Raw genomic sequence first — 23,469 nt, 5'->3', positions numbered from 1 at the left:
TCTCCAGTGCACGTCATGGTCCGTGGCCGGACTGCCCACCTACCGTCCTTCGGGAGCAAGCCGCAGCACTACCACGGGGAGAGGACCTGACGTGAGCAGAAGGGGACGGGCGGGGCGGGTCGAGGACGTCGGGGACACGGAGGGGAGCGCGGTTCCCGGGTACCGCGCCGACGTCGGTTCGCCGCTGGTCGCTCACGAGGTCGTACGACTTGACGGAGTACGAAAGACCTACGGCAAGGGCGCCGGTGCGGTGCACGTGCTGCGCGATCTGTCACTGGCCTTCGCGCGCGGCTCGTTCACGGCCGTGATGGGTCCTTCCGGGGCCGGTAAGAGCACCTTCCTGCACTGCGCGGCGGGCCTCGACCGCCCGGACACCGGCACGGTCGTCCTCGGCGGTACGGATCTGTCGACGCTGGACGAAGTGGAATTGACGATCCTGCGCCGTGAGCGCGTCGGCTTCGTCTTCCAGGCGTACAACCTGATGTCCGCGCTGACCGTGGCGGACAACATCACCCTGCCGCTGATGCTCTCCGGTCGACAGCCCGACGCCCAGTGGCTGAACCAGGTGGTCGGCCAAGTGGGGCTCACCGACCGGCTGCACCATCGACCGGACCAGCTCTCCGGCGGTCAGCAGCAGCGGGTCGCCATCGCCCGCGCGCTGGCCGCCCGCCCGGAGGTCGTCTTCGCCGACGAGCCCACCGGAGCGCTGGACACACGCACCGCCCGGCAGGTGGTGCAGTTGCTTCGGGACGTCGTGGACGACATGGGGCAGACCGTGATCATGGTCACCCACGACCCGGTCGCCGCCTCCTTCGCCCACCGCGTGGCGTTCCTCGCCGACGGACGCTATCTGGAGGAGATGACACGTCCTACGCCGGAGCGCGTCGCGGAGCGCATGACACGGCTGGGGGAGTGGTAGCCAGTGGTCCGGCTTGTTCTGCAGACCCTTGCCCAGCGCAAGTCAGGGTTCGTGGGTGCCTTCGTGGCGTTGTTCGGGGCGTCCGTGCTGATAACAGCGTTCGGGATCATCCTCCAGTCGGGCATCGGTAACGGCGTTCCGGTGCAGCGGTACGCGGACGCGGCCGTTGTCGTCGGCGGGAAGAAGTCGTTCTCGGTCCACGAGGGCAAGCACACCAAGACGAAACCTCTCCAGGACGAGGTCGGTGTGCCGACCGACCTGGTGGCCGAAGCGGCCCGGGCCGAGGGCGCGGCCGAGGCCGTGGGCGTGCTGCGGTTCCCCGCGCAGGTCGTCGACGAGGGCGGCGGCCTGGTCAAAGGTGCGGACGGCCACCGCTCCGTCGGCGTCAACTGGGCCAGTGCCTCCCTCGGCCCGTTCGAACGGCAGGGGCGGGCACCGGAGCACGCCGGCGAGGTGGTGCTGGAGAAGTCACTGGCCGAGCATGCGGGAGTGAAGACCGGCGACCGGGTCCGGATCGCCTCCACCGGGCCTGCCGGCACCTACCGGGTCGTCGGCGTGGTGACGTACAAGGGAGGCGGCGGGGCGCTGCGTACCCCGCCGGTGTGCTTCGCGGAGGATGAGGCGCGTGCCTTGTACGGGCGCGACGACCTGGTCAGCGCGATTGGGGTGGTCGCTGCCAAGGGCACGGACGCGGGACGGCTCGCGGACCGGGTCGGGGACGCGCTGGACGGTGCGCGCGTCGAGTTCTACACCGGTGACGGGCGCAGCAGCGTGGAGAACCCGGATGTGGCCTCGGCCCGCGGCAGTCTGAAGGAACTGGCGGGCTCGCTCGGCGCCACGGTCATCCTCATCACCATGATGGTGGTCGGCAGCACACTGGCCCTGAACATGCATCAAAGGCGCCGTGAACTGGCTCTGTTGAGGGTATCGGGTGCCACTCCGAAGCAGATCCACAAGATGATCGCCGGCGAGGTCCTGGTGATCGCGCTGCTCGCGTCGGCGCTCGGCTGCGTGCCCGGTGCGCTGGCGGCCGGTGTGATGCGCAAGGCGCTGTCCGTCATCGGGGTGTTGCCGGAGGATTTCTCCTTCTCGTACGGTCCGCTGCCGATGATCGCCGCCGTGTTCATCGCAGTCGTGGCGGCCCAGGTCGCGGGATTCGCGGTCGCCCGCCGGGTGGTCGCCATCCGTCCGGTGGAGGCGCTGAGCGTGTCCCGAGCCGAGGAGCCGAAGCTCGGCCGAGTCCGGATCTTCTTCGGCGTACTGCTGCTGGTGCTGGGCCTTGTGGCCTCGTTGCTGCCCCTCTTCTTCGGCAGCATCTTCGCGGTGGCCGCCGCGGGCAGCGGTGGCCTGGTCATGGTCATCGCGGTGCTGGTCCTTGCGCCCCCGGTGGTCGGCCTCATGGCCCGGATGCTGGCCCGGCCCTTCCAGCGGCGGTTCGGAAACCTCGGCTATCTGGCCGTGGCCAACACCCGGGCCAATTCCCGGCGGCTCGCAGCGGGGATCGGTCCGCTCATCCTCGCGATCGGCTTCGCCTCGCTCCAGTTGTTCATCCCCACCACCACCTCACACGCGGCCGAGAAGCAGGCGACGCAGGGCACCGTCGCCGACTTCACCATCAGCGGAGGGGCCGGGGGACTGCCGGTCGGGGTCTCGGACGACGTACGCCGTCTCTCCGGCGTTTCGGCGGCCGCGGGCACTGTGCGTGTGGACCTGTTCGCCTCCCGCAAGTTGCTGGGCTCGCCGGAGGTCTTCGACTACCAGGCCCAGGGGCTGACCCCCGGCAAGACCGGACAGCTCCTCGACCTGGATGTCCGCAAGGGCAGCCTGGACGACCTGTCGGCGGACACCGTGGCCCTCAGCGAGTCGGCCGCCTTCACGCTGGGCGCGGATGTGGGGCGCACGGTCAGGCTGCATCTGCCCGACGGTGCCACTGTGCGGCCGAAGGTCGTCGCCGTGTACGCGCGCGGGCTGGGATTCGGCGACGTGACGCTCTCCTACCAGACGGTGCTGCGGCACAGCTCGAAGCGGCTGTACGACTCGGTGCTCGTGCGTGTCGCGGACGGGGCGGACAAGGACGAGGTCGCCGACGAACTCACCGCACTGGGTCAGCGTTACCCCGGCATCAAGGTCATGAACAAGGGAGGCCTGTCGTCGGCCCAGCGTGAGATGGCCGTCGCCAACCTGGTCGGCAGCGCGTTGCCGCTCCTGCTGGTCTTCGGCTACATCGCCGTAGCCGTCGCCAACACGCTTGTGATGACGACGCTGTCCCGGGGCAGGGAGTTCGCCATGCTCAGGCTCGTGGGTGCGACCCGGGAACAGGTGACATGGATGATGCGGATCGAAACCGGTGTGCTCATTCTCATCGCCGTCGTGGTCGGCACGGTCATTCCGCTGTTGCCACTGACGACGGTGAGTTTCGGCCTGACCCGGTCGCTCGTGCCATACATTCCGCCGCTCATGTATCTGGGTGTCGTCGCGGCCACTTCCACGCTTGCCGCGGGTGCGGTCCTGGTGCCGACGAAACTCGCCCTGCGCTCCCGTCCCGTCGAGGCCATCGGGCTGCGTGAGTAGCACGTCACATGAGCCGCACCCGGCCGTCCGCTACGGCCGCAGCGGCTTGGCGTAGCAAAGGCTGTTGTCGTAGGAGCGGTAGTAGCCGAACTTCTCGCACGGCTCGTATCCGCTGGAGGCGTACAGGGCGACCGCCTCGGGCTGCTTGGTGCCCGTCTCCAGGACCATGCGGATGCGGCCCGCCGCGCGGGCGTCCTCCTCCAGGGCCGCCAGGATGCGTCGGGCCAGCCCCCGGCCGCGCATGTCGGCGACGACGAACATGCGCTTGAGCTCGGCGTCGCCGTCCTCGTTCCCCTCGGCGTTCTTGTCCTGACTGCGCCAGCCACCCGTGGCGACGGGGGTGCCGTCCACGTCGTACGCGATCAGGTACAGGCCGTTCGGCGGCCGGAAGTCGGCCGGGTCCAGCTGCGTGGCGTCGCCGCCGTCGCCGTAGCGGACGTCGTACTCGGCCTGGACCTCGTCGTTGAGCTTGACGGCGTCCGGATGGTCGAAGGGAACGGGGCGGATGAGCATTTCGTAACCGTATATCCGTGCAGTGAGTGACAGGCGGGACAGCAGGAGGTCCCTTGCGGGGCCTCGTCCAGTGTGCGGGTAGGGTGCCCGGGTGTTGACTGTGACCTCCGCCAATGTGAACGGGCTGCGTGCCGCCGCCAAGAAGGGCTTCGTCGAGTGGCTCGCGGGTACCGGGGCAGACGTGCTGTGTCTGCAGGAGGTGCGCGCCGAGCCGCAGCAACTGCCCGAGCACGTGCGCACGCCCGAGGGCTGGCACGTCGTGCACGCGCCCGCCGCCGCCAAGGGCCGCGCGGGCGTCTCCCTCTACTCCCGTCGTGAGCCGGACCGGGTCCAGGTCGGCTTCGGGTCCTCGGAGTTCGACGCGAGTGGGCGGTACGTCGAGGTCGACCTGCCGGGTGTGACGGTCGCCTCTCTCTACCTCCCCTCGGGCGAGGTCGGCACCGAGCGGCAGGACGAGAAGATCCGCTTCATGGGCGAGTTCCTCGCCTACCTCAAGGAACTGCGGGAGCGGGCCGCCGCCGACGGGCGCGAGGTGCTCGTCTGCGGCGACTGGAACATCGCTCACCAGCAGGCCGACCTGAAGAACTGGCGCGGCAACACCAAGAACTCCGGCTTCCTGCCCGAGGAGCGGGAGTGGCTGACCCGGGTCTTCGACCCGGCGGACGGCGGATACGTGGATGTGGTGCGAGCGCTGCATCCGGAGGTCGAGGGGCCGTACAGCTGGTGGTCGTACCGGGGGCGGGCCTTCGACAACGACACGGGATGGCGGATCGACTACCACGGGGCCACGCCCGGCCTCGCCGCCAAGGCCGTCAAGGGGGTCGTGGAGCGCGCGGCCACCCATGCCGAGCGATGGTCCGACCATGCCCCTGTGACGGTCGTGTACGACCTGTAAGGCCTGCTCTCCCCGGCCCCGGGGGCGGTCACGCCTGCTTGGGCAGCCGCCGGTCCAGAGCCAGGGACAGTTCCGCCTCCACCACGCTCTTCGCCAGGGGCCGCAGACGTTGGGTGTCCTGCGGCGAGCGGTCGTGGGCGGCCATCAGGTCGGTGAAGACGTCCGCGAGAGCCTCCGCGTGGTCGCGGACCCGGCGGGCGGCGGTCAGGACGTCCGCGAGCGGGATGCCCTCGCGCACCAGGGCCGCCGAGACCTCCAGCAGCCGGCGGCTGATGTGGACTATCTCGCTGCCGTCCATGCCGAGGTAGCCGAGGTCGAGAGCCGCGGCCAGGTTCTCCGGGGTCGCCTCGGCGCCGAACACGTCGGCCAGGGCCTCGGGGGTGAGCCGGACGGGGATCTCCTCGGTGGGGGCGTCGAGGCCGAGCAGGTCACCGACGTCGCGCCCGTGGTCGAAGGCCTCGGCCAGTTCCGCGATCCCGCTCAGGGTGTGACCGCGTTCCAGGAGCGCCGAGATGGTGCGCAGCCGGGCCAGGTGCGATTCGTCGTACCAGGCGATCCGGCCCTCGCGCCGCGGCGGCTGGATCAGCTTGCGCTCGCGGTAGAAGCGCAGGGTGCGCACCGTGATACCGGCCTCTTTGGCCAGCTCCTCCATGCGGTACTCGCGCCGCTCCCCGTGATCTGCCACGCCCGCACCCTACGTCGTACCCACGGTAACTTCCTCGCCCTTCCCCCTACCCATCGGTACGCCGCTGCCCTACTCTCCCATTGCGCCAGTATTCACTGGCAGAGTCATGGCGGACCGGGAGGCTTCGGGATGGCCGAGCACGAGCATGTACGGGTGGCGGTGATCGGGTCCGGGTTCGGCGGGCTCGGGGCCGCCGTAAGGCTGCGCCGGGAGGGGATCACCGACTTCGTGGTCCTGGAACGGGCGGACGGCGTCGGCGGCACCTGGCGCGACAACACCTATCCGGGCTGCGCCTGCGACGTCCCGTCCCACCTCTACTCGTTCTCTTTCGCGCCCAACCCCGACTGGCCGCGCACCTTCTCCGGGCAGGAGCACATCCGCGCGTACCTGGAGCACGTGGCGGACGTCTACCGGCTGCGGCCCCACCTCCGCTTCGGCTGTGAGGTGAAGCGGATGGCCTGGAACACGCAGAAGTTGCGCTGGGACATCGAGACCAGCGGTGGCAGCCTCTCCGCGGACGTCGTCGTCTCCGCCACCGGCCCGCTGTCCGACCCGAAGACCCCGGACATCCCGGGCATCGACTCGTTCCCCGGCAAGGTCTTCCACTCCGCCCGCTGGGACCACGACTACGACCTGCGCGGCAAGCGGGTCGCCATGGTCGGCACGGGCGCGTCCGCGATCCAGATCGTGCCGTCCATCCAGCCCGAGGTCGCGAGGCTCGTCCTCTTCCAGCGCACCCCGCCGTGGGTGATGCCCCGCGTCGACCGCGCCATCAGCGGCCCCGAACGCGCGCTGCACCGCGCGATGCCGCTCACCACACAACTGCGGCGCGGACTGCTGTGGGGCATCCGGGAGTTGCAGGTCCAGGCGTTCACCAAACGCCCGGGCGAGCTGGGCTTCGTCGAGAAGCTGGCCAAGTACAACATGGCCCGCGCCATCAAGGACCCGGTCCTGCGGGCCAAACTGACCCCCGACTACCGCATCGGCTGCAAGCGGATCCTGCTCTCCAACACGTACTACCCGGCCCTGGCACGGCCCAACGTGGACGTCGTCGCGAGCGGGCTCGCCGAGGTCCGCGGATCGACCGTCGTCGCCGCCGACGGCACCGAGGCCGAGGTCGACGCGATCGTCTTCGGTACGGGCTTCCACGTCACGGACATGCCGATCGCCGAGCGGGTCGTCGGCGCCGACGGCCGCACGCTCGCGGAGTCCTGGAGCGGAGGCATGAAGGCGCTGCGCGGCGCGACCGCCTCCGGGTTCCCCAACTGGATGACGATCATCGGGCCCAACACCGGGCTCGGGAACTCCTCGATGATCCTGATGATCGAGTCCCAGCTGAACTACATGGCCGAGTACCTGAAGCAGTTGGACGTCCTCGGTGACGGGGCCGCGCTCGACGCCCGGCCGCGCGCCGTCGACGCCTGGAACCACAAGGTGCAGGAGCGCATGAAGCGCACGGTGTGGAACACCGGCGGCTGCACCAGCTGGTACCTCGACGCGAACGGCCGCAACACCACCGTCTGGCCCGGTACGACGACGGAGTTCCGGGGCGCGACACGGCGCGTGGACCTGGGGGAGTACGAGGTGCTGAGGGCGCCCCGGGTGAGTGGTGCCGCGGCGGACGAGGAGCGGGTTCCGGCCGCGGAGGCGAGCGCATGAGCCGGCCGGCGCATGTCGTGAGCGGTCCGTACGCGCCCTGTGCTCCCGTCCGGGAGCTGACCGTCGTCTCCGCCGACGGAGCGCGGCTGCACGCCGAGGTGCACGGGCCCGACGGCGCGCCCCCCGTCGTCCTCGCGCACGGCTGGACCTGCTCGACCGCCTTCTGGGCGGCGCAGATACGGGACCTCGCCGTCGACCACCGTGTGATCGCCTACGACCAGCGGGGGCACGGGCGCAGCCCGGCCAGCGCCAGGTGCTCCGCCGACGCGCTCGCCGACGACCTGGAGGCGGTGCTCGCCGCCACGCTCGCGCCGGGCGAACGGGCCGTGATCGGGGGGCACTCCATGGGCGGGATGGCCGTGCTGGCCGCGGCCGGGCGCCCCCGCTTCCGGGCGCACACGGCGGCCGTTCTGCTGTGCAGCACGGGGAGTACGCGCCTGGTCGCCGAGGCGCGCGTGGTGCCGATGCGCGCGGGGCGTGCGCGCACCTGGCTCACGGCGCGCATCCTCGGTTCCCGGCTCCCGCTCGGGCCGGTCACACCTGTGGCCAAGAGTGTCCTCAAGTGGGCGACCATGGGCGTCGGTTCGGCGCCGGAGATGGTCGAGGCCTGCGCGCGGGTGGTGCACGCCTGTCCGCGCGATGTGCGCCACGCCTGGTCGTACGTGCTCGAAACGCTGGATCTCGACCACGGAACAGGTGAGTTGACGATGCCGACGGAGGTCGTCGTCGGCACGGCGGACCGGCTGACTCCACCCGTGCACGCACGGGCACTGGCCGCCGCCCTGCCGAACTGCGTGGGCAGCACGGAGTTGTTCGGGCTCGGCCATATGACACCGGTGGAGGCGCCGGATCTGGTGACCGGGAGGATCCGGCACCTTGTCACCGCGTACGGGACGAACGCCAGGATGGAGGAGGGCGCATGAGCAGGGTGAGCCTGGAGGGGCAGGTCGCGGTCGTCACGGGCGCCGCGCGCGGCGTCGGCGAGCTGCTGGCCCGCAAGCTGTCGGCGCGCGGCGCGAAGGTCGCGCTCGTCGGCCTCGAGGCGGACGCGCTGAAGCAGGTCTCCGAGCATCTGTACGGTGACAGCGACCACTGGTACGCGGACGTCACCGACCACGAGGCGATGGCGCGGGTCGCCCAGGAGGTGAAGGAACGGTTCGGCAAGGTCGACATCGTGGTCGCCAACGCCGGAGTGGCCACTGGCGGGCCGTTCATGGACTCCGACCCCGAGGCGTGGCGGCGGGTGATCGAGGTCAATCTGATCGGCTCGGCGGTGACGGCCCGCGCCTTCCTGCCGGTGCTGGCCGAGAGCCGCGGCTATCTGCTCCAGATCGCCTCGCTCGCGGCCATCACGCCCGCGCCGCTGATGACGGCGTACTGCGCGTCCAAGTCGGGCGTGGAGGCGTACGCGCACTCTCTGCGAGCCGAGGTGGCGCACAAGGGTGTGCGGGTCGGCGTCGGATATCTGTCCTGGACCGACACGGACATGGTGCGGGGCGCCGACCAGGACGACGTGATGCGGGAGTTGCGGCAGCGGCTGCCCTGGCCGTCCAACAAGACCTATCCGCTCGGGCCGGCGGTGGACCGGATAGTGGCGGGGATCGAGCGGCGGGCGAGCCATGTGTACGCGCAGTGGTGGCTGCGCGGGATGCAGGGCCTGCGCGGGTATCTGCCGGGAATCATCGCGACGGTGGGACAGCGGGAGATGCGCAGGTTCGAACCACGGCTCCGCGGGGTGCGGACGGGGCTGGTCGGAGCCGGCGGAGAGGCCGATGAACAGCGGCTGCGTACGCTGCGTGACTGATCGAAATGCGCAGTGTGTCCGGGCGTGTCACTCTGGTCGAGCCCGATCCCCTCACCCACTTCGGGAGTGAACCCACATGGGCATGAAGGACCAGCACCAGGACAAGTCCGAACAGATGAAGCAGCAGGCCAAGCGGAAGGCCGAGCAGTCGAAGCAGCAGACTTCGCAGCGCGGTCAGCAGACGCAGCAGCGTGGCCAGCAGCAAGGCCAGCAGCGCGGCCGTCAGATCCAGGACGACGCGCAGAGGCTGCGGGACGAGGACCGCTTCAACGAGGACTACGACCGCTAGCCGCTGCACTCGGCCTTGGCCGTGACGTGGGGTGCCCTCGATCCTTGAGGGTGCCCCACTTCTCTGTGTCGTGTGCCGTTCGGCAGCTTGTGTGTCTCCGCCCGGAGCCTCGCCCGAGCAGCTCGCCCAGGCGGGGACCGGGTTCGTCAACCGGTCGTCCTCGGGGGGAGCTTCGGGCGGGCCCTGTCCGGAACGGCGGTGTAGTCCGGGGGTGTCGCCGTCGGGTGGGTACGCAGCAGGTCCAGTGCCAGCTCGACCGCGTCGTCCAGTTGCTTGTGACGTCCCTCCGCCCAGTCCAGCGGGGTGCGTTGGATCTCCAGGTCCGGCGCCACGCCGTGGTTCTCGACCCCCCAGCCGTACGGCTCGAACCATGCCGCGTTCATCGGAACCGTGATCACCGTGCCGTCGCCCAGGCGGTGACGGCCCGTCATGCCGACCACCCCGCCCCAGGTGCGCTGACCCACCACCGGGCCCAGCCCCAGCAGCTTGATGGCGGCGATGATCATGTCGCCGTCCGAGGAGGTCGCCTCGTCGGCCAGCGCCACGATCGGCCCCCGCGGGGCGTTGGACGTGTACGACACCGGCTGGGCGTGGCGCGTCAGGTCCCAACCCAGGATGGTGCGCGTGAGCTTCTCGATGACCAGTTCGCTGATGTGGCCGCCCGCGTTGCCGCGTACGTCCACGATCAGGGCCGGACGCGAGACCTCCATCCGCAGGTCCCGGTTGAACTGCGCCCAGCCGGAGCCGCCCATGTCCGGGATGTGCAGATAGCCGCAGCGGCCGCCGCTCGTCTCCCGTACGACCCTCCGGCGTTTGGCGACCCAGTCCTGGTAGCGCAGGGGGCGTTCGTCGATCAGGGGGATCACGGCCACCCGCCGTGGCGGCCCTTCCCCTTCGGCCGGTGTGAACGTCAGCTCCACGGTCGTACCACCCGCGCCCGCCAGCAGCGGATACGGTCCCGTCACCGGGTCCACCGGCCGCCCGTCCACATGGGTCAGGGCGGCCCCCTCCCGGATGCCCGCGCCCGCCAGCGGTGAGCGCGCCTTGGAGTCCGAGGACTCGCCCGGCAGGATCCGCCTGATCACCCAGCAGTCGTCGCGCCGTACCAGGTTCGCGCCCAGCAGGCCCTGGCAGCGCTGGTAGTGCGGCGGGCCCTCGTTGCGCCGCGCCGGCGTCACATACGCGTGTGATGTGCCCAGCTCGCCCAGCACCTCGCGCAGCAGGTCGGCGAAGTCGTCCGGCGACGCGACCCGTTCGACCAGCGGGCGGTACTGCGCCAGGATCGCGTCCCAGTCGATGCCGCCCATGCCGGGCTCCCAGAAGTACGCCCTGATGAGCCGGCCGGCCTCCGCGTAGGACTGCCGCCACTCCGCCGCCGGCTCCACCGCGTGCATGATCCGGCGCACATCGATCCACACCGTCGTGTCGCTGTCGCCGATCTCGGTGGACGGGACCGCCCGCAGGACCCCCTCGTCGACGACCACCAGCCGCGTCCCGTCCCCGCTCACCGCGAACCAGTCCAGATGGCCGACCAGTTCGGTCTTCTTCGCCTTGCTGATGGTGAAGTGTTCCAGGGTCGGCCGCCCGGTGACGTCGTCCGGGTTCGCGAAGGTCTCGCCCAGTGCGCCCGAGATCGGCCAGCGCAGCCACACCAGGCCTCCGCCCGCGACCGGACACAGCGCCGAGTACTTGGACGCGGCGACCGGGAACGGTGTCACCCGGCTCTCCAGTCCCTCCAGCTCGACGGTGACCGTGCCATCGCCGCCCTCCCCTTCCTCCAGCGGGTCGAGGCCCCCGGCGGCGGGCCGACCGTCCGGGTTCAGCGCGAAGGGGGACGGGGTCGCCGAGGACAGCGGGACGAGGTACGGGCGGCAGCCCAGCGGGAAGGACAGGTCCCCGGTGTGCACGTCGTAGACCGGGTCGAAGCCGCGCCAGGACAGGAACGCAAGGTAGCGCCCGTCGCGGGTGAACACCGGGTTCTCGTCCTCGAAGCGCCCGTTGGTCACGTCGACGATCAGCCGGTCGTTGATCCGCGCCATCTTGATCTTCCGCAGTGTCCGGCCGATCCCCGGGTGCGACCAGGTCAGCCATGCCCCGTCCGGGGAGAACGCCAGGTCCCGCACCGGCCCGTTGTCCGACCGGATCAGTTCGGTGACCTCCCCGCCCAGTTCCTGGGCCCCCGCGGCGCTCGCCTCCTCGGACACGGTGAGCAGCAGCAGCCGTCCGTCGTGCGAGGCGATCGCGAGCCGCTCGCCCTGGCGGTCCGACGCCATCTCCAGCACCCGGCCCAGCTCCCCGGAGGCCAGCCTGCGCGGCTCCCGGTCACCGGACGCCCGCGGCAGATACGCGATCTCGACCGCGTCCTCGCCTTCGGCGTCCGTGATGTAGGCGACCCCGCCTCCGCTGCCGAGCATCTCCGGCAGCCGGATCCGCACGCCGGGGGTGTCGGTGATCGTACGGGCGGGACCGTCGCGGTGCGTGAGCCAGTACAGGCTGCCGCGGACGACGACCGCGCTGGCCCGCCCGGTCTCGCCGACCGAGATACCGTCCAGGTGCTGTGCGGCCGGGACCTGGTACTTGCGACGCCCCGCGCGCGGCCCGCCCAGCCGTACGTCCAGGCGGCGCGGAACCGAGTCGGGGGAGAGGTCCTCGACGATCCACAGGTCGCCCGCGCACTGGTACACGACCCGTGTGCCGTCGCTGGCGGCGTGCCGGGCGTAGAAGGCGTCGTGGTCGGTGTGCCGGCGCAGATCGGAGCCGTCGTACGCGCACGAGTACAGGTTGCCGATGCCCTCGTGGTCGGAGAGGAACGCGATCCGCCCGCCGACGAACATCGGCGAGTCGAGGTGGCCGTCGAGATCCGCGAGCAACTGCTGCCCCTGGTGCCAGAGTCGGCCGGTGGCGCCGCCGCGGTAGCGCTTCCAGGAGGCCGGCTCGTGCGGCGGGGTGCCGGTGAGCAGCAGCGTCCGGTGCTCGCCCTCGGTGTCGGCCACGGCGATGTCCGAGACCGGGCCCCAGGGCAGCTTGCCGCCGGGGTCGCCGTCGGTGGGGACCTTGTAGGCCCAGGTGAAGTAGGAGAACGGCTCGCCGTGCGAGGCGACGGCGAGGATGGAGGCCGTTCCGTCCGGATCGGGGGGCGTCCAGCCGCACACCCGTGTGTCGGCGCTGCCCCAGTAGGTGAGCCGCCGGCCGGGGCCGCCGGTCACCGGCATCAGATGGATCTCGGGTACGAGGTTGCGCCAGCTCGTGTACGCGATGTGACGGCCGTCGGGCGAGAAGCGGGGATGGCCGATCTTCGTACGGTCGACGGTGAGCCGCCAGGCACGTCCCGGCCCCTCCAGCGGGGCCATCCACAGGTCGTCCTCGGCGACGAAGCAGAGCCGGTCGCCGTGCAGATGCGGATAGCGCAGATAGCCGGGGCTGTTCTCGTACACGTCGCTCGTGTCGCTCACCCACCCATGCTTTTCCTCCGAACGGGGCACGGCAACTCGGAGCCCGGCGCGTGCCGGAACCGTCCACCGGTTGAGCGTCGGACCCGTGATCCAGGACACGTACGAAACTGTTTCGTTTCGATCAGGCGCGGGGGTATTGTCTGAGTCGTGCGAACCGTGTCGTTCGGAGCCCTGCCGCTCCGGGCGCGGGGCAGGAGAGGCGGAGTGACATGACTGAGGCATCCAAGGGCGCGGCGGTAGCTGCTCCGGCGGAGCCGGTGCGTGCACCGGGGCGCCGCAGTCGGATCACGCCCGAGCGTGAGGCCGAGCTGTACGGGGCCGTGCTCGATCTGCTCCGCGAAGTCGGCTACGACGCCCTGACCATGGACGCCGTGGCCGCCCGCACCCGCTCCAGCAAGGCGACGCTCTACCGCCAGTGGGGCGGCAAGGCCGAGCTGGTGGTCAAGGCCATACGGCACAGCAAGCGGGGCCGCACCAACGAGATCGACACCGGCTCGCTCCAAGGCGATCTGCACGCGCTGGCCGCGCTCGAGGACGACTGCACCAGAGAGCGGAACTCCGCGCTGATGCGGGGCGTGGCCATGGCGATGCACCACAACCCGGATCTGCGCCAGGCCTTTCGCGAGCAGATCGTGGAACCGGAGATGGTGCAGTTCCGGCACATGCTGCAGCGTGCCATCGACCGTGGCGAGATCCGGCCGGACTGCCCGGCGCTGGACTTCCTGCCGCACATGATGGTCGGCGGGTTCATCACGCGTGCGCTGCTCGACGACCAGCCGCCGACGCGAGCCTTCCTCACCTCGTACATCGACGCCGTGGTCCTCCCCGCCCTCGGCGTACCCACCACCTGACCAGTCCCCGGTAAGCCCACTACTTGACGTCACCGCTCACGTCGTCGGGCTGATCAATCCTGCCCTGCTCACACACGACCTGACCGGGAGTACGCCCTCGTGGCCACATTCCTCTATCGACTGGGCCGACTGGCCTTCAGGCGACGGCATTTCGTTGCCCTGATCTGGGTGGCACTGCTGACGCTCGCGGGCGTCGGTGCCGCCAGCGCCCCCACAGCGGGCTCCGCTTCGTTCTCCATGCCGGGCACCGAGGCCCAGAAGGCCTTCGACCTGCTGGAACAGCGCTTCCCCGGCATGGCCGCCGACGGGGCGACCGCACGTGTCGTCTTCAAGGCGCCGAACGGGCAGAAGGTGACCGCCACGGACAACAAGGCGGTCGTCGAGAAGACGGTCAAGGAACTGGGCGGCGGCTCCGAGGTCGCCGCCGTCGTCGACCCGTTCACCGCGCACGCCGTCAGCAAGGACGGCACGACCGCCTACGCGCAGGTGACGTACAAAGTCCCCGGGATGGAGCTGAAGGACTCCTCCAGGGACGCCCTCAAGTCGGCCGCGCAGGACGCCCGGGACGGCGGGCTGACCGTCGAGGTCGGCGGTGACGCGCTGATGGCCGTGCCGGAGACGGGTGCGACGGAGGTCATCGGCATCGCGATCGCCGCGGTCGTCCTCGTCATCACTTTCGGCTCGCTGGTGGCGGCCGGGCTGCCACTGCTCACGGCCCTGATCGGCGTCGGTATCGGCGTCTCCACCATCACCGCGCTGGCGAAGGCGCTGGACCTGGGCTCGACCACCTCGACACTGGCGATGATGATCGGCCTCGCGGTCGGCATCGACTACGCCCTGTTCATCGTCTCCCGCTACCGCGCGGAACTGGCCGAGGGCCGCGAGCGCGAGGAGGCGGCGGGCCGGGCGGTCGGCACGGCGGGCTCCGCGGTGGTCTTCGCGGGCCTGACGGTGGTGATCGCACTGGTCGGCCTCGCGGTCGTGAACATCCCGATGCTGACCAAGATGGGCGTCGCCGCGGCGGGCACGGTCGCCATCGCGGTGCTGATCGCCCTGACGATGATCCCGGCGCTGCTGGGCTACGCCGGCCGCAAGGTCAAGCCGGCCGGTGAGAAGAGCAGGCTGCTGGGCGGGGGCCGGGCCGCGAAGAAGGCGGGCAGGCCGAACATGGGCACGCGCTGGGCGAGCTTCGTGGTGCGCCGCCCGGTCGCCGTCCTCCTGCTCGGCGTCCTCGGTCTCGGTGCGGCGGCGATCCCGGCGGCCTCGCTGACGCTTGGTTTGCCGGACGACGGTTCGCAGCCGACGTCCACGACGCAGCGCCGCGCCTACGACCTGCTCTCGGAGAGCTTCGGCCCCGGCCTCAACGGCCCGCTGATGGTCGTGGTCGACGCGAAGGCGAGCGCGGACCCCAAGGGCGCCGTCGCCACGGTGACGGACGAGATCAAGGATCTCAAGAACGTCGTGACGGTGACCCCGGCGCAGTACAACAAGGCCGGCGACACGGCGATGGTCATGGTCGTCCCCAGCTCCAAGCCGTCCTCGACCACCACCGAGGACGTGGTGCACGGCATCCGTGACGCGCGCGCCGGCGTCAAGGCGGACACCGACGCGGAGCTGCTGGTCACCGGCACGACGGCGATGAACATCGACTTCTCGCAGAAGCTGAACGACGCGCTGGTCCCGTATCTGGCGCTGGTCGTGGGCCTGGCGTTCCTGCTCCTGATCGTGGTCTTCCGCTCGATCCTGGTCCCGTTGAAGGCGGCGCTCGGCTTCCTGCTCTCGGTGATGGCGGCGCTCGGCGCGGTGGTCGCGGTGTTCCAGTGGGGCTGGCTCTCCGGTCTGATGGGCGTCGAGGAGACGGGCCCGATCATGTCGATGATGCCGATCTTCATGGTGGGCGTGGTCTTCGGTCTGGCGATGGACTACGAGGTCTTCCTCGTGACCCGTATGCGCGAGGCGTACGTCCACGGGGAGACCCCCGGCCAGGCGGTCGTGACCGGCTTCCGGCACGGCGCGCGGGTGGTGACGGCCGCGGCCGTCATCATGATCGCGGTGTTCTCCGGCTTCATCGGCTCCAGCGAGTCGATGGTCAAGATGATCGGCTTCGGCCTGGCGATCGCGGTCTTCTTCGACGCGTTCGTGGTGCGGATGGCGATCGTGCCGGCGGTACTGGCGCTGCTGGGCGGGAAGGCCTGGTGGCTGCCGAAGTGGCTGGACCGCGCCCTGCCCAACGTGGACGTGGAGGGCGAGGGACTGACGGCCGCCGAGGAGGGGCACCGGGATCCGGACGCGGACCGGGAGTTGGTACGGGCCTGAGAAGGTGTGACTGAATGCGAAGGGCGCCCCACTCGGGGGCGCCCTTCCGTGGAGTTGGAGCGCATGGTGGCGGCACGCGGGCACTGCTGGCGACGTGGCGTCCTGGTTCAAGAGCAGCCACAGCGACAGCAGCAACGGCAACGACTGCGTCGAGGTAGCGACAGCCCCCACCACCATCCACATCCGCGACTCGAAGACCCCGCGCACCCCCCACCTCACCGTCACCCCCACCACCTGGGCGGACTTCGTCACCCACCTCTCCGTTCAGCCTGCCGCGACCCCCTCCAGGTAGGTCCGCCGCAGGAACCGGAGCAGCGTCTGCGACTCGAACTGCACCACCTCGACCCCCTGCGGCGAGTGGAACTCCATCACCGCCTGGACCCGGCCGCACGGCCAGATGCTCACGTCGTCCTTGCTCGCCGGGGCGCGCAGGCCCTGTTCCAGCAGGTCCCGGGAGACGGACCACTCCTGGGGGCCGGGCAGGCCGATGTGGATGGAGCGGGGGTCGCTCGGGTCGTAGCGCAGGATGACGGGGATCGTGTCCGGAGCGTCCAGGGAGTCCGTGACGACATGGGCTCGTGCGTACTGTTCCACAACGGACATGGCACCGCTCCTCACGCTACGTCACCACGGCGGACCCCTTGAATCCGCCACCTCTCCAATGTCCCATAACGGGACAAAAGGGGCTTCCGGTCGCGTGCGGACGGGTTCGGAGCCATTCTCGCTCTTGCGAACCATTCGCAATAAGCGGGTATTCTCGAACGGTGCATGTGCCCGACGGATTCATCAACGCCCCCATCTCCGCCGCGACCGGCGTAGTCGCCGCGGGCGCCTTGGCTGTCAGCCTCAAGGGCGCCCGACGTGAACTCGACGAGCGCACCGCGCCACTAGCCGGCCTGGTGGCCGCGTTCATCTTCGCCGTACAGATGCTGAACTTCCCGGTAGCCGCCGGCACCAGCGGACATCTGCTCGGCGGGGCGCTCGCCGCCATACTCGTCGGGCCCTACACCGGGGTCCTGTGCGTCTCGGTCGTGCTCCTCATGCAGGGCATCCTCTTCGCCGACGGCGGCCTCACCGCGCTCGGCGTCAACATCACCGACATGGCGATCGTCACGACCGTCGTCGCGTACGCCGTCTTCCGCGGGCTGGTCAAGGTGCTCCCGCGCACGCGCCGTTCCGTCACCGTCGCCTCCTTCCTCGCTGCCCTGCTCTCCGTGCCGGCCGCCGCCGTCGCCTTCACGCTGATCTACGCGATCGGCGGCACCACCGACGTCTCGATCGGCAAGGTCGCCACCGCGATGATCGGCGTCCACGTCCTCATCGGCCTCGGTGAGGCCGCCATCACCGCCCTGACCGTGGGTGCCGTCATCGCCGTACGGCCCGACCTCGTGTACGGCGCCCGGGGCCTGCAGCAGCGCCTCAAGCTGCGTGTCGGCGGAGAGCTGGTCGACGCGCCCGCGGCCGAGCCCGCGCCCGTCGCCGCCCGGTCCCGCCGCGGGCTCTGGATCACCGGTCTCGTCACCTCCCTCGTCCTCGCCGGGTTCGTCAGCTTCTACGCCTCCGCCAGCCCCGACGGACTGGAGAAGGTCGCCGCCGACCAGGGCATCGACAAGAAGACGCGGGAGCACGCGAGCGCCGACTCGCCGCTTGCCGACTACGGGGTAAAGGACATCGGCAACGCACGTCTCTCCGGCGGTCTCGCGGGCGCGATCGGCGTCGGCGTGACCGTTGTCGCGGGCAGCACCGTCTTCTGGGCGGTTCGCCGCCGCCGTACGAGCGAGCCCTCGCAGGTCGAGACCACCCAGGTCGGCTGAAGTGGGTGCCGGGCACGCGCACAGGCTCTACCGGCACGGGCACTCGCCCGTGCACGGACTGCCGCCGCACACCAAGCTCGCGGCCACGTTCGCCTTCGTCGTGGTCGTGGTGTCGACGCCGCGCGAGGCGATGTGGGCGTTCGCTCTGTACGCCGTCCTCCTCGGTGCCGTCGCGTACGCGGCCCGGGTACCCGCCGGGTTCCTGCTCCGGCGGCTGCTGATCGAGATCCCGTTCGTCGCCTTCGCGGTGCTCATGCCGTTCGTGGCGGAGGGCGAGCGGGTCCACGTCCTCGGGCTGTCGCTGAGCGTCAGCGGGCTGTGGGGTGCCTGGAACGTGCTCGCCAAGGGCACCCTCGGCGTCGCCGCCTCGGTCCTGCTCGCCTCGACCACCGAACTGCGCGAACTGCTCCTCGGGTTGCAGCGGCTCAGACTCCCGCCGCTGCTCGTACAGATCGCCTCCTTCATGATCCGCTACGGCGACGTCATCACCGACGAGATGCGGCGGATGCGGATCGCCCGGGAGTCGCGCGGCTTCGAGGCGCGTGGCATCCGCCACTGGGGCGTGCTCGCCAAGTCCGCCGGCGCGCTCTTCATCCGCTCCTACGAACGCGGCGAGCGCGTGCACCTGGCCATGGTCAGCCGGGGCTACGCCGGTGCGATGCCGGTCATCGACGAGGTGACCGCCTCCCGCGCCCAGTGGTCCTGCGCCCTCGCCCTGCCCCTCGCCGCCCTCGTCGTCTGCCTGCTGGGATGGACCCTGTGACACCTTCGCTGGAAGTGGCCCGACTGGCCTTCGCCTACCCCGACGGACACCAGGCCCTCTTCGGTGTCGACTTCCGCATCGCCCGCGGCGAGCGGGTCGCACTGCTCGGGCCGAACGGCGCCGGGAAGACGACGCTCGTGCTGCACCTCAACGGCATTCTGAGCGGCGGTACCGGGACCGTGACCGTCGCCGGGCTCCCCGTCGGGAAGCAGCACATGGCCGAGATCCGCCGCCGTGTCGGCATCGTCTTCCAGGATCCGGACGACCAGCTCTTCATGCCGACCGTCCGCGAGGACGTGGCCTTCGGACCCGCGGCGGCCGGCCTGAAGGGCGCCGCACTGGAGGCCCGTGTCGACCGGGCGCTCCAACTGGTCGGCATGGCGGAGTTCAAGGACCGCCCGCCGCACCACCTCTCCTTCGGCCAGCGACGCCGGGTGGCGGTGGCCACCGTCCTGGCCATGGAGCCGGAGATCCTCGTCCTGGACGAGCCGTCGTCCAACCTCGACCCCGCCTCGCGGCGTGAACTCGCCGACATCCTGCGGTCGTTGGACGTCACTGTCCTCATGGTCACGCACGACCTGCCGTACGCGCTGGAGCTGTGCCCGCGATCTCTGGTCCTCAGCGAGGGCGTGATCGCGGCGGACGGAAAGACGGCCGATCTCCTCGCCGACGACGAGCTCATGCGCGCACACCGTCTGGAACTGCCCTTCGGCTTCGATCCCCGAACCGTGCCGACGGGCACGGGTGGTGTGTGACCTTCGCCGCACGACGGCCGGGGACTCAAGGAATCGAAGGCACTCGATGCGTGTTGCACTCACCATCAAAGGCGTGTGTGGGCGTAGGTGAGTGAAGGGAACACGGGCGTGGACGTGAACGGCGTTGTGGCCGAGGGCTTCGAGCCGGTCAGGGAAGCGTTCGTACGGAACTTCGAGACGCTGGGGGAGCGCGGCGCGGCGGTGGCCGTGTACCGCGACGGGCGCAAGGTCGTGGACCTGTGGGGCGGGACACGGGACGTCGACGGCAGCGCCGCCTGGGAGCAGGGCACCGCGCAGATCGTGCGCTCGGCGACCAAGGGGGTGGCCGCGGCCGTCCTGCTGATGCTGGCCGAGCGCGGGGAACTGGACCTGGACGCGCCGGTCGGCCACTACTGGCCTGAGTTCAAGGCACTCGGCAAGGAGCGCACGCTGGTGCGGCATGTGCTGGCGCACCGCGCCGGCGTACCGGCGCCGGCCCGTCCGCTCACGCCCGCCGAGGCGGCCGACCCGGACCTCGCCGCCACCGTGCTCGCTTCGCAGACCCCCGCCTGGGAACCCGGCACGGACCACGGCTACCACGCGCACACCTATGGCTGGCTGACCGGTGAGCTGGTGCGGCGGGCCACGGGCCGCTCGATCGGCGAGTGGATCGCCACCGAGATAGCCCACCCGCTGGGCCTCGACCTGTGGGTGGGCCTGCCAGGGGCCGAGGCCCAGCGGGTGGGCCGGGTCGGCCCCATCGAGGCACCGGTGCAGGACGGCGCGCTGCGCACCCGCCCCAAGCGCGCGGTCGCCGAGGCGTACGCGGATCCCGACAGCCTGACCCGCCGCGCCTTCGCCGCGATCAGCCCGGCGCCCGACGAGAACGACCCGGCCTACCGCGCGGCGGTCCTTCCAGCGTCGAACGGCATCGCGACGGCCGACGGCCTCGCCCGCTTCTACGCGGCACTGACCTCAGAGGTGGGCGGCGTACGCCTGTTCACGCCGTGGACGCTGGAACAGGCCCGCGCGGAGGCCTCCGCCGGCCCCGACCGGGTGCTCGTCGTCGCCACCCGGTTCGGCCTCGGTTACATGCTGCACGGCGGCGCGTCCCCGCTCCTCGGCCCCGGTTCCTTCGGCCACCCGGGCCGCGGCGGCGCCCTGGGCTTCGCCGACCCCGAGTCGGGCATCGCCTTCGGCTATGTCACCAACGGCTTCCGTACGAGCGTGACGGCGGACCCGCGGGCGCAGGCGCTGGTACGGGCGGTGCGTACGTCACTGACGTAAGTCCTGGCGTACGGGCACAGTGATGCCCGTACGCATCGGCGCGTACGGGCATCACCGGGACGCACTCAGTGCGTCAGCGGACGCGACGTCCTCCCCGACGCCTCATCGATCTCCTCATGCGCCTTCGTGAGCAGCCGCATCGCCAACTCGTTGAGGGCACGCGCCCCCGCGATCTCCTCCCCGACGCGCGGCTGATTCGCGTCGGAGTGGTGGCGGCTGGCGTATCCGCGCGAGCGGACCTCGTTCCCGTCGGGAAGCCGTACGAGCGCCGCCGCCCGGGTCTTGTCCTGATCCTCCTCGAACTCGAGCTCGACATGCCATCCCACCGCGGTGTGCAGAACCATGACCATCACCTCCGGAACCGCTGATTCCAGGGTGCTCCTCCTGGCAGCGGGACGCACGGTCGCGGGCGCTTCGCACGTTGCCCGCGCTCTCCCACGGTCTGCCCTCAGGACGCGGGCTTGTCGTCGGACGGGGACTTGTCGTCGGACGCGGACTTGTCGTCGAAACTGGCGAAGTACGCGGCGGCCATGTCCTCGGCGGCGTGGCCCTGGGCGGCGGCGCGCGAGAGGCGTTCGGCGGTCGCCTCGATCACGTCGAGGCGGACGCCGTGCCGCTCACCGGCCCGCACGATCAGTCGGGCGTCCTTCTCGGCGGTGGTCACCGCGAAACTGGGCGGAGTGAGCTTGTCGTTCAGAACGGCGTCCGCCTTGGCGCGCAGATAGCCCATGTCGAGCCCACCGCCGGCGATGAGGTCGAGGAAGTTCTGCGGGTCGACGCCGAGGCCCCGCGCCAGGGCCAACACCTCACCGGCCGCGGCGGTGACCGCCAGGACCCAGCTGTTGGCCACCAGCTTGAGCCGGGTGGCACCGCCCGCTGCGCCGTCCTCACCCATCCACATGGTGCGGCTGCCGACGGCGTCGAAGACGGGCGTCACCACCTCCCTGCCGTCCGAGGGGCCCGCGGCGAGGACGGTCAGCTGCCCGGCCTCCGCGGGCTGGCGGGTACCCAGCACGGGGGCGTCGAAGAAGACCAGGGCGTGGTCGCGGGCGAAGCCGGCCAGCTCGCCGACGGCCTCGATCCCGGCGGTGGTCGACTGCACCCAGGCGGTGCCGGTGCGCAGGGCGGGGGCGGCCTCCCGCATGACCTCGAGGACGGTCGCGCCGTCGTACAGCATGGTCAGCACGACGTCGGCGTCGCGCACGGCGTCGGCGGGAGTGCCGGCGATGTGCGCGCCGTCGGCGGCGAGCGGTTCGGCCTTGTCGCGGGTGCGGTTCCAGGCGCGGACGGTGTGCCCGGCGCGGGCGAGGTTGCGGGCCATCGCGGCCCCCATGATCCCCGTGCCCAGGACGCTCACGGTGAGCTTGTCGGTCATCTGGTCTCCTTCGAGGAAACCCCGTCCTTCAGGGCGGGGTGGGGGTGCCTCCCGCTTGCGGGAGAGAATCGAACCCCTGCGGAGCAGGGCAGGGGACGCCGGCTCGCCGTCAGGGCGGACCGGCGCACTTTCCGTAACCGCCACACGACCCACAAGGCGACGGGCTAGCGTGTGAGTGGTGGGGGTCACCTCTGTGAAGCGGGCGTTCAAGTACCGCTTCTATCCGACCGATGCGCAGGCAGCCGAGCTGTCGCGGACGTTCGGGTGCGTGCGGAAGGTCTACAACCTCGCGCTCACGGCACCTACCGAGGCGTGGACGCTGCGGCAGGAGCGGGTCACCTACAACGCGCTGCAGCAGGCCCTGCGCCATCTTCAGACGGCGTTCACCCACTTCTTCGCCAAGCGTGCCAAGTACCCGCGCTTCAAGTCGCGGAAGAAGTCCCGCAAGTGTGCCGAGTACACCACCAGTGCGTTCCGTTTCCGTGAGGGGGAGCTGACACTGGCGAAGATGGCGCAGCCGTTGGACATCGTGTGGTCGCGTCCTCTGCCGGAGGGTGCCGCTCCGTCCACGGTGACGGTGTCGCAGTACGCGGCCGGACGCTGGTTCGTGTCTCTCCTGTGTGAGGACCCGACCGTCAAACCGTTCACGGGCAGCGATAACGCTGTCGGTGTGGACGCGGGGCTCGACCACCTGTTGACCCTGTCCACCGGGGAGAAGGTCCACAACCCCCGGCACGAGCGGCGTGACCGCGCACGCCTGGCCAGGGCCCAGCGGGAACTGTCCCGCAAGGCCAAGGGTGACGGTGCCAACCGGGCCAAGGCCCGCCAGAAGGTCGCTCGCATCCATGCTCGCATCGCCGACCGCAGGCGCGACAATCTGCACAAGCTCACCACTCGGCTCGTTCACCGCCGTGGTGACGGCGGGAGTCATACGGACCGCTCGCGCACGTCCACCAGTGTGCCGCCCGCGTGGGCGATCAGTGTCTTCGGGTCCATCGGGAACACGGTGTGCGGAGTGCCCGCCGCGGCCCACACGGTGTCGTGGTCGAGCAGCGAACGGTCGGCGAGCACCCGCGTCTTCGTACGGTGCCCGAAGGGCGGCACACCGCCGATCGCGTACCCGGTGGTCTCCCGCACGAGGTCGGCCTTCGCCCGGGTCACCTTCTCGGCACCCAGTTCCTCCCGTACGCGCTCCACGTCCACCCGGGACGCCCCGTCCATCAGAACGAGGACCGGAACTCCCCCAAGCTCTCGACTTGGCTCGAGCAGGGGAGACCCCCACACCGCGAAGATCAACGACTTGCAGATCTGGCTCAGTTCGCACCCGATCGCCGCGGCGGCCTCGGCGGCGGTACGCGTCGCGTCCGGGAAGCGGCGGATCCGGGTGTGCAGTTCGCCGAGCCCCAGCTCCTCCAGGGCTTCGGCGAAACGGGGGTGGGCTCCGGAGTCTGCTGCGGGGGGCGTCGTCATCGGAAACTCCTTGACAGGCGAGGAAGGCGAGAACGCCACGCTAGCGCTGTGACCGGAAAGGTTCACCGGCTC

Annotated in this window: 21 protein-coding genes and 1 pseudogene; 15 read left to right on the top strand and 7 right to left on the bottom strand. The window is 70.6% G+C overall.

The window, feature by feature from the left end; all coding sequences use genetic code 11:
- Positions 1-184 precede the first annotated feature (184 nt).
- Together ACWDEX_RS02435 and ACWDEX_RS02430 are read left to right on the top strand one after the other, a co-directional pair.
- Entirely contained in the window at positions 185-919 is a 735-nt protein-coding gene (locus ACWDEX_RS02435) for an ABC transporter ATP-binding protein (protein ID WP_450461367.1), read from the top strand.
- A gap of 3 nt (positions 920-922) precedes the next feature.
- Positions 923-3,490 (top strand): FtsX-like permease family protein, encoded by a 2,568-nt coding sequence (locus ACWDEX_RS02430; protein WP_450461261.1) that lies wholly within the window; start codon positions 923-925, stop codon positions 3,488-3,490.
- A 30-nt stretch (positions 3,491-3,520) separates the two neighbouring features.
- On the opposite strand, the gene ACWDEX_RS02425 is transcribed toward ACWDEX_RS02430, so the two are convergent.
- Entirely contained in the window at positions 3,521-4,003 is a 483-nt protein-coding gene (locus tag ACWDEX_RS02425; RefSeq protein WP_450461260.1) for a GNAT family N-acetyltransferase, read from the bottom strand.
- A 91-nt stretch (positions 4,004-4,094) separates the two neighbouring features.
- Here ACWDEX_RS02425 and ACWDEX_RS02420 point away from each other — a divergent pair, with 91 nt between their 5' ends.
- Entirely contained in the window at positions 4,095-4,898 is an 804-nt protein-coding gene (locus ACWDEX_RS02420; protein WP_450461259.1) for an exodeoxyribonuclease III, read from the top strand.
- Between the two features lie 28 nt (positions 4,899-4,926).
- Here the strand turns inward: ACWDEX_RS02420 and ACWDEX_RS02415 are convergent, their stop codons facing one another.
- Positions 4,927-5,583 carry a MerR family transcriptional regulator gene (locus ACWDEX_RS02415; protein ID WP_450461258.1) on the bottom strand — a complete coding sequence of 219 codons (657 nt, stop codon included), beginning with the start codon at positions 5,581-5,583 and terminating at the stop codon, positions 4,927-4,929.
- A gap of 129 nt (positions 5,584-5,712) precedes the next feature.
- Here ACWDEX_RS02415 and ACWDEX_RS02410 point away from each other — a divergent pair, with 129 nt between their 5' ends.
- The 4 genes from ACWDEX_RS02410 to ACWDEX_RS02395 all read left to right on the top strand — a co-directional run bounded on the left by ACWDEX_RS02410 (position 5,713) and on the right by ACWDEX_RS02395 (position 9,335).
- Positions 5,713-7,242: a flavin-containing monooxygenase gene (locus ACWDEX_RS02410; RefSeq protein WP_450461257.1), complete on the top strand. Its 1,530-nt coding sequence runs from the start codon at positions 5,713-5,715 to the stop codon at positions 7,240-7,242.
- Entirely contained in the window at positions 7,239-8,165 is a 927-nt protein-coding gene (locus ACWDEX_RS02405) for an alpha/beta fold hydrolase (RefSeq protein ID WP_450461256.1), read from the top strand. Before ACWDEX_RS02410 ends, ACWDEX_RS02405 begins: the two co-directional genes overlap by 4 nt.
- Positions 8,162-9,046 (top strand): SDR family oxidoreductase, encoded by an 885-nt coding sequence (locus tag ACWDEX_RS02400; RefSeq protein ID WP_450461254.1) that lies wholly within the window; start codon positions 8,162-8,164, stop codon positions 9,044-9,046. Before ACWDEX_RS02405 ends, ACWDEX_RS02400 begins: the two co-directional genes overlap by 4 nt.
- 82 nt (positions 9,047-9,128) lie before the next feature.
- Positions 9,129-9,335, top strand: coding sequence for a hypothetical protein (locus tag ACWDEX_RS02395; protein WP_450461253.1), 207 nt, complete (start codon positions 9,129-9,131; stop codon positions 9,333-9,335).
- Positions 9,336-9,481: 146 nt separating this feature from the next.
- On the opposite strand, the gene ACWDEX_RS02390 is transcribed toward ACWDEX_RS02395, so the two are convergent.
- Positions 9,482-12,787 carry a S41 family peptidase gene (locus ACWDEX_RS02390; protein ID WP_450461252.1) on the bottom strand — a complete coding sequence of 1,102 codons (3,306 nt, stop codon included), beginning with the start codon at positions 12,785-12,787 and terminating at the stop codon, positions 9,482-9,484.
- A gap of 209 nt (positions 12,788-12,996) precedes the next feature.
- On the opposite strand from ACWDEX_RS02390, the gene ACWDEX_RS02385 reads away from it, so the two are divergent.
- From ACWDEX_RS02385 to ACWDEX_RS02375, 3 genes are all read left to right on the top strand, one after another.
- A complete protein-coding gene (locus ACWDEX_RS02385) occupies positions 12,997-13,638 on the top strand; it encodes a TetR/AcrR family transcriptional regulator (RefSeq protein ID WP_450461251.1) in 642 nt (213 codons plus the stop codon).
- Positions 13,639-13,737: 99 nt separating this feature from the next.
- Positions 13,738-15,954, top strand: coding sequence for an MMPL family transporter (locus ACWDEX_RS02380; RefSeq protein ID WP_450461250.1), 2,217 nt, complete (start codon positions 13,738-13,740; stop codon positions 15,952-15,954).
- A 94-nt stretch (positions 15,955-16,048) separates the two neighbouring features.
- Entirely contained in the window at positions 16,049-16,246 is a 198-nt protein-coding gene (locus ACWDEX_RS02375) for a DUF397 domain-containing protein (protein WP_450461249.1), read from the top strand.
- Here ACWDEX_RS02375 and ACWDEX_RS02370 read toward each other — a convergent pair.
- On the bottom strand, positions 16,219-16,557 hold the full coding sequence (locus ACWDEX_RS02370) for an SsgA family sporulation/cell division regulator (protein ID WP_450461248.1): 339 nt from the start codon (positions 16,555-16,557) through the stop codon (positions 16,219-16,221). The two genes, ACWDEX_RS02375 and ACWDEX_RS02370, sit on opposite strands and share 28 nt — an antisense overlap.
- A gap of 161 nt (positions 16,558-16,718) precedes the next feature.
- Here ACWDEX_RS02370 and ACWDEX_RS02365 point away from each other — a divergent pair, with 161 nt between their 5' ends.
- The 4 genes from ACWDEX_RS02365 to ACWDEX_RS02350 all read left to right on the top strand — a co-directional run bounded on the left by ACWDEX_RS02365 (position 16,719) and on the right by ACWDEX_RS02350 (position 20,552).
- The gene (locus ACWDEX_RS02365; RefSeq protein ID WP_450461247.1) at positions 16,719-17,768 is read left to right on the top strand and encodes an energy-coupling factor ABC transporter permease; all 1,050 of its coding nucleotides are present in this window, start codon (positions 16,719-16,721) and stop codon (positions 17,766-17,768) included.
- Between the two features lies 1 nt (position 17,769).
- Positions 17,770-18,531 carry a cobalt ECF transporter T component CbiQ gene (gene cbiQ / locus ACWDEX_RS02360; protein ID WP_450461246.1) on the top strand — a complete coding sequence of 254 codons (762 nt, stop codon included), beginning with the start codon at positions 17,770-17,772 and terminating at the stop codon, positions 18,529-18,531.
- A complete protein-coding gene (locus ACWDEX_RS02355; RefSeq protein ID WP_450461245.1) occupies positions 18,519-19,286 on the top strand; it encodes an energy-coupling factor ABC transporter ATP-binding protein in 768 nt (255 codons plus the stop codon). The genes cbiQ and ACWDEX_RS02355 overlap by 13 nt, the downstream gene beginning before the upstream one ends.
- Before the next feature lie 108 nt (positions 19,287-19,394).
- Positions 19,395-20,552 carry a serine hydrolase domain-containing protein gene (locus tag ACWDEX_RS02350; protein WP_450461366.1) on the top strand — a complete coding sequence of 386 codons (1,158 nt, stop codon included), beginning with the start codon at positions 19,395-19,397 and terminating at the stop codon, positions 20,550-20,552.
- 65 nt (positions 20,553-20,617) lie between these two features.
- On the opposite strand, the gene ACWDEX_RS02345 is transcribed toward ACWDEX_RS02350, so the two are convergent.
- A complete protein-coding gene (locus ACWDEX_RS02345) occupies positions 20,618-20,896 on the bottom strand; it encodes a DUF1876 domain-containing protein (protein WP_450461244.1) in 279 nt (92 codons plus the stop codon).
- Between the two features lie 104 nt (positions 20,897-21,000).
- A complete protein-coding gene (locus ACWDEX_RS02340) occupies positions 21,001-21,927 on the bottom strand; it encodes an NAD(P)-dependent oxidoreductase (RefSeq protein WP_450461243.1) in 927 nt (308 codons plus the stop codon).
- Positions 21,928-22,105: 178 nt separating this feature from the next.
- Here ACWDEX_RS02340 and ACWDEX_RS02335 point away from each other — a divergent pair.
- Positions 22,106-22,831 (top strand): annotated as a pseudogene (locus ACWDEX_RS02335) (RNA-guided endonuclease InsQ/TnpB family protein); the annotation flags it as partial.
- Between the two features lie 23 nt (positions 22,832-22,854).
- Here ACWDEX_RS02335 and ACWDEX_RS02330 read toward each other — a convergent pair.
- Positions 22,855-23,397 (bottom strand): YbaK/EbsC family protein, encoded by a 543-nt coding sequence (locus ACWDEX_RS02330; RefSeq protein WP_450461365.1) that lies wholly within the window; start codon positions 23,395-23,397, stop codon positions 22,855-22,857.
- Positions 23,398-23,469: the final 72 nt, after the last annotated feature.

The sequence above is a fragment of the Streptomyces sp. NPDC001020 genome, from assembly GCF_053599115.1.
This window is presented reverse-complemented; position numbering and strand designations above follow the sequence as displayed.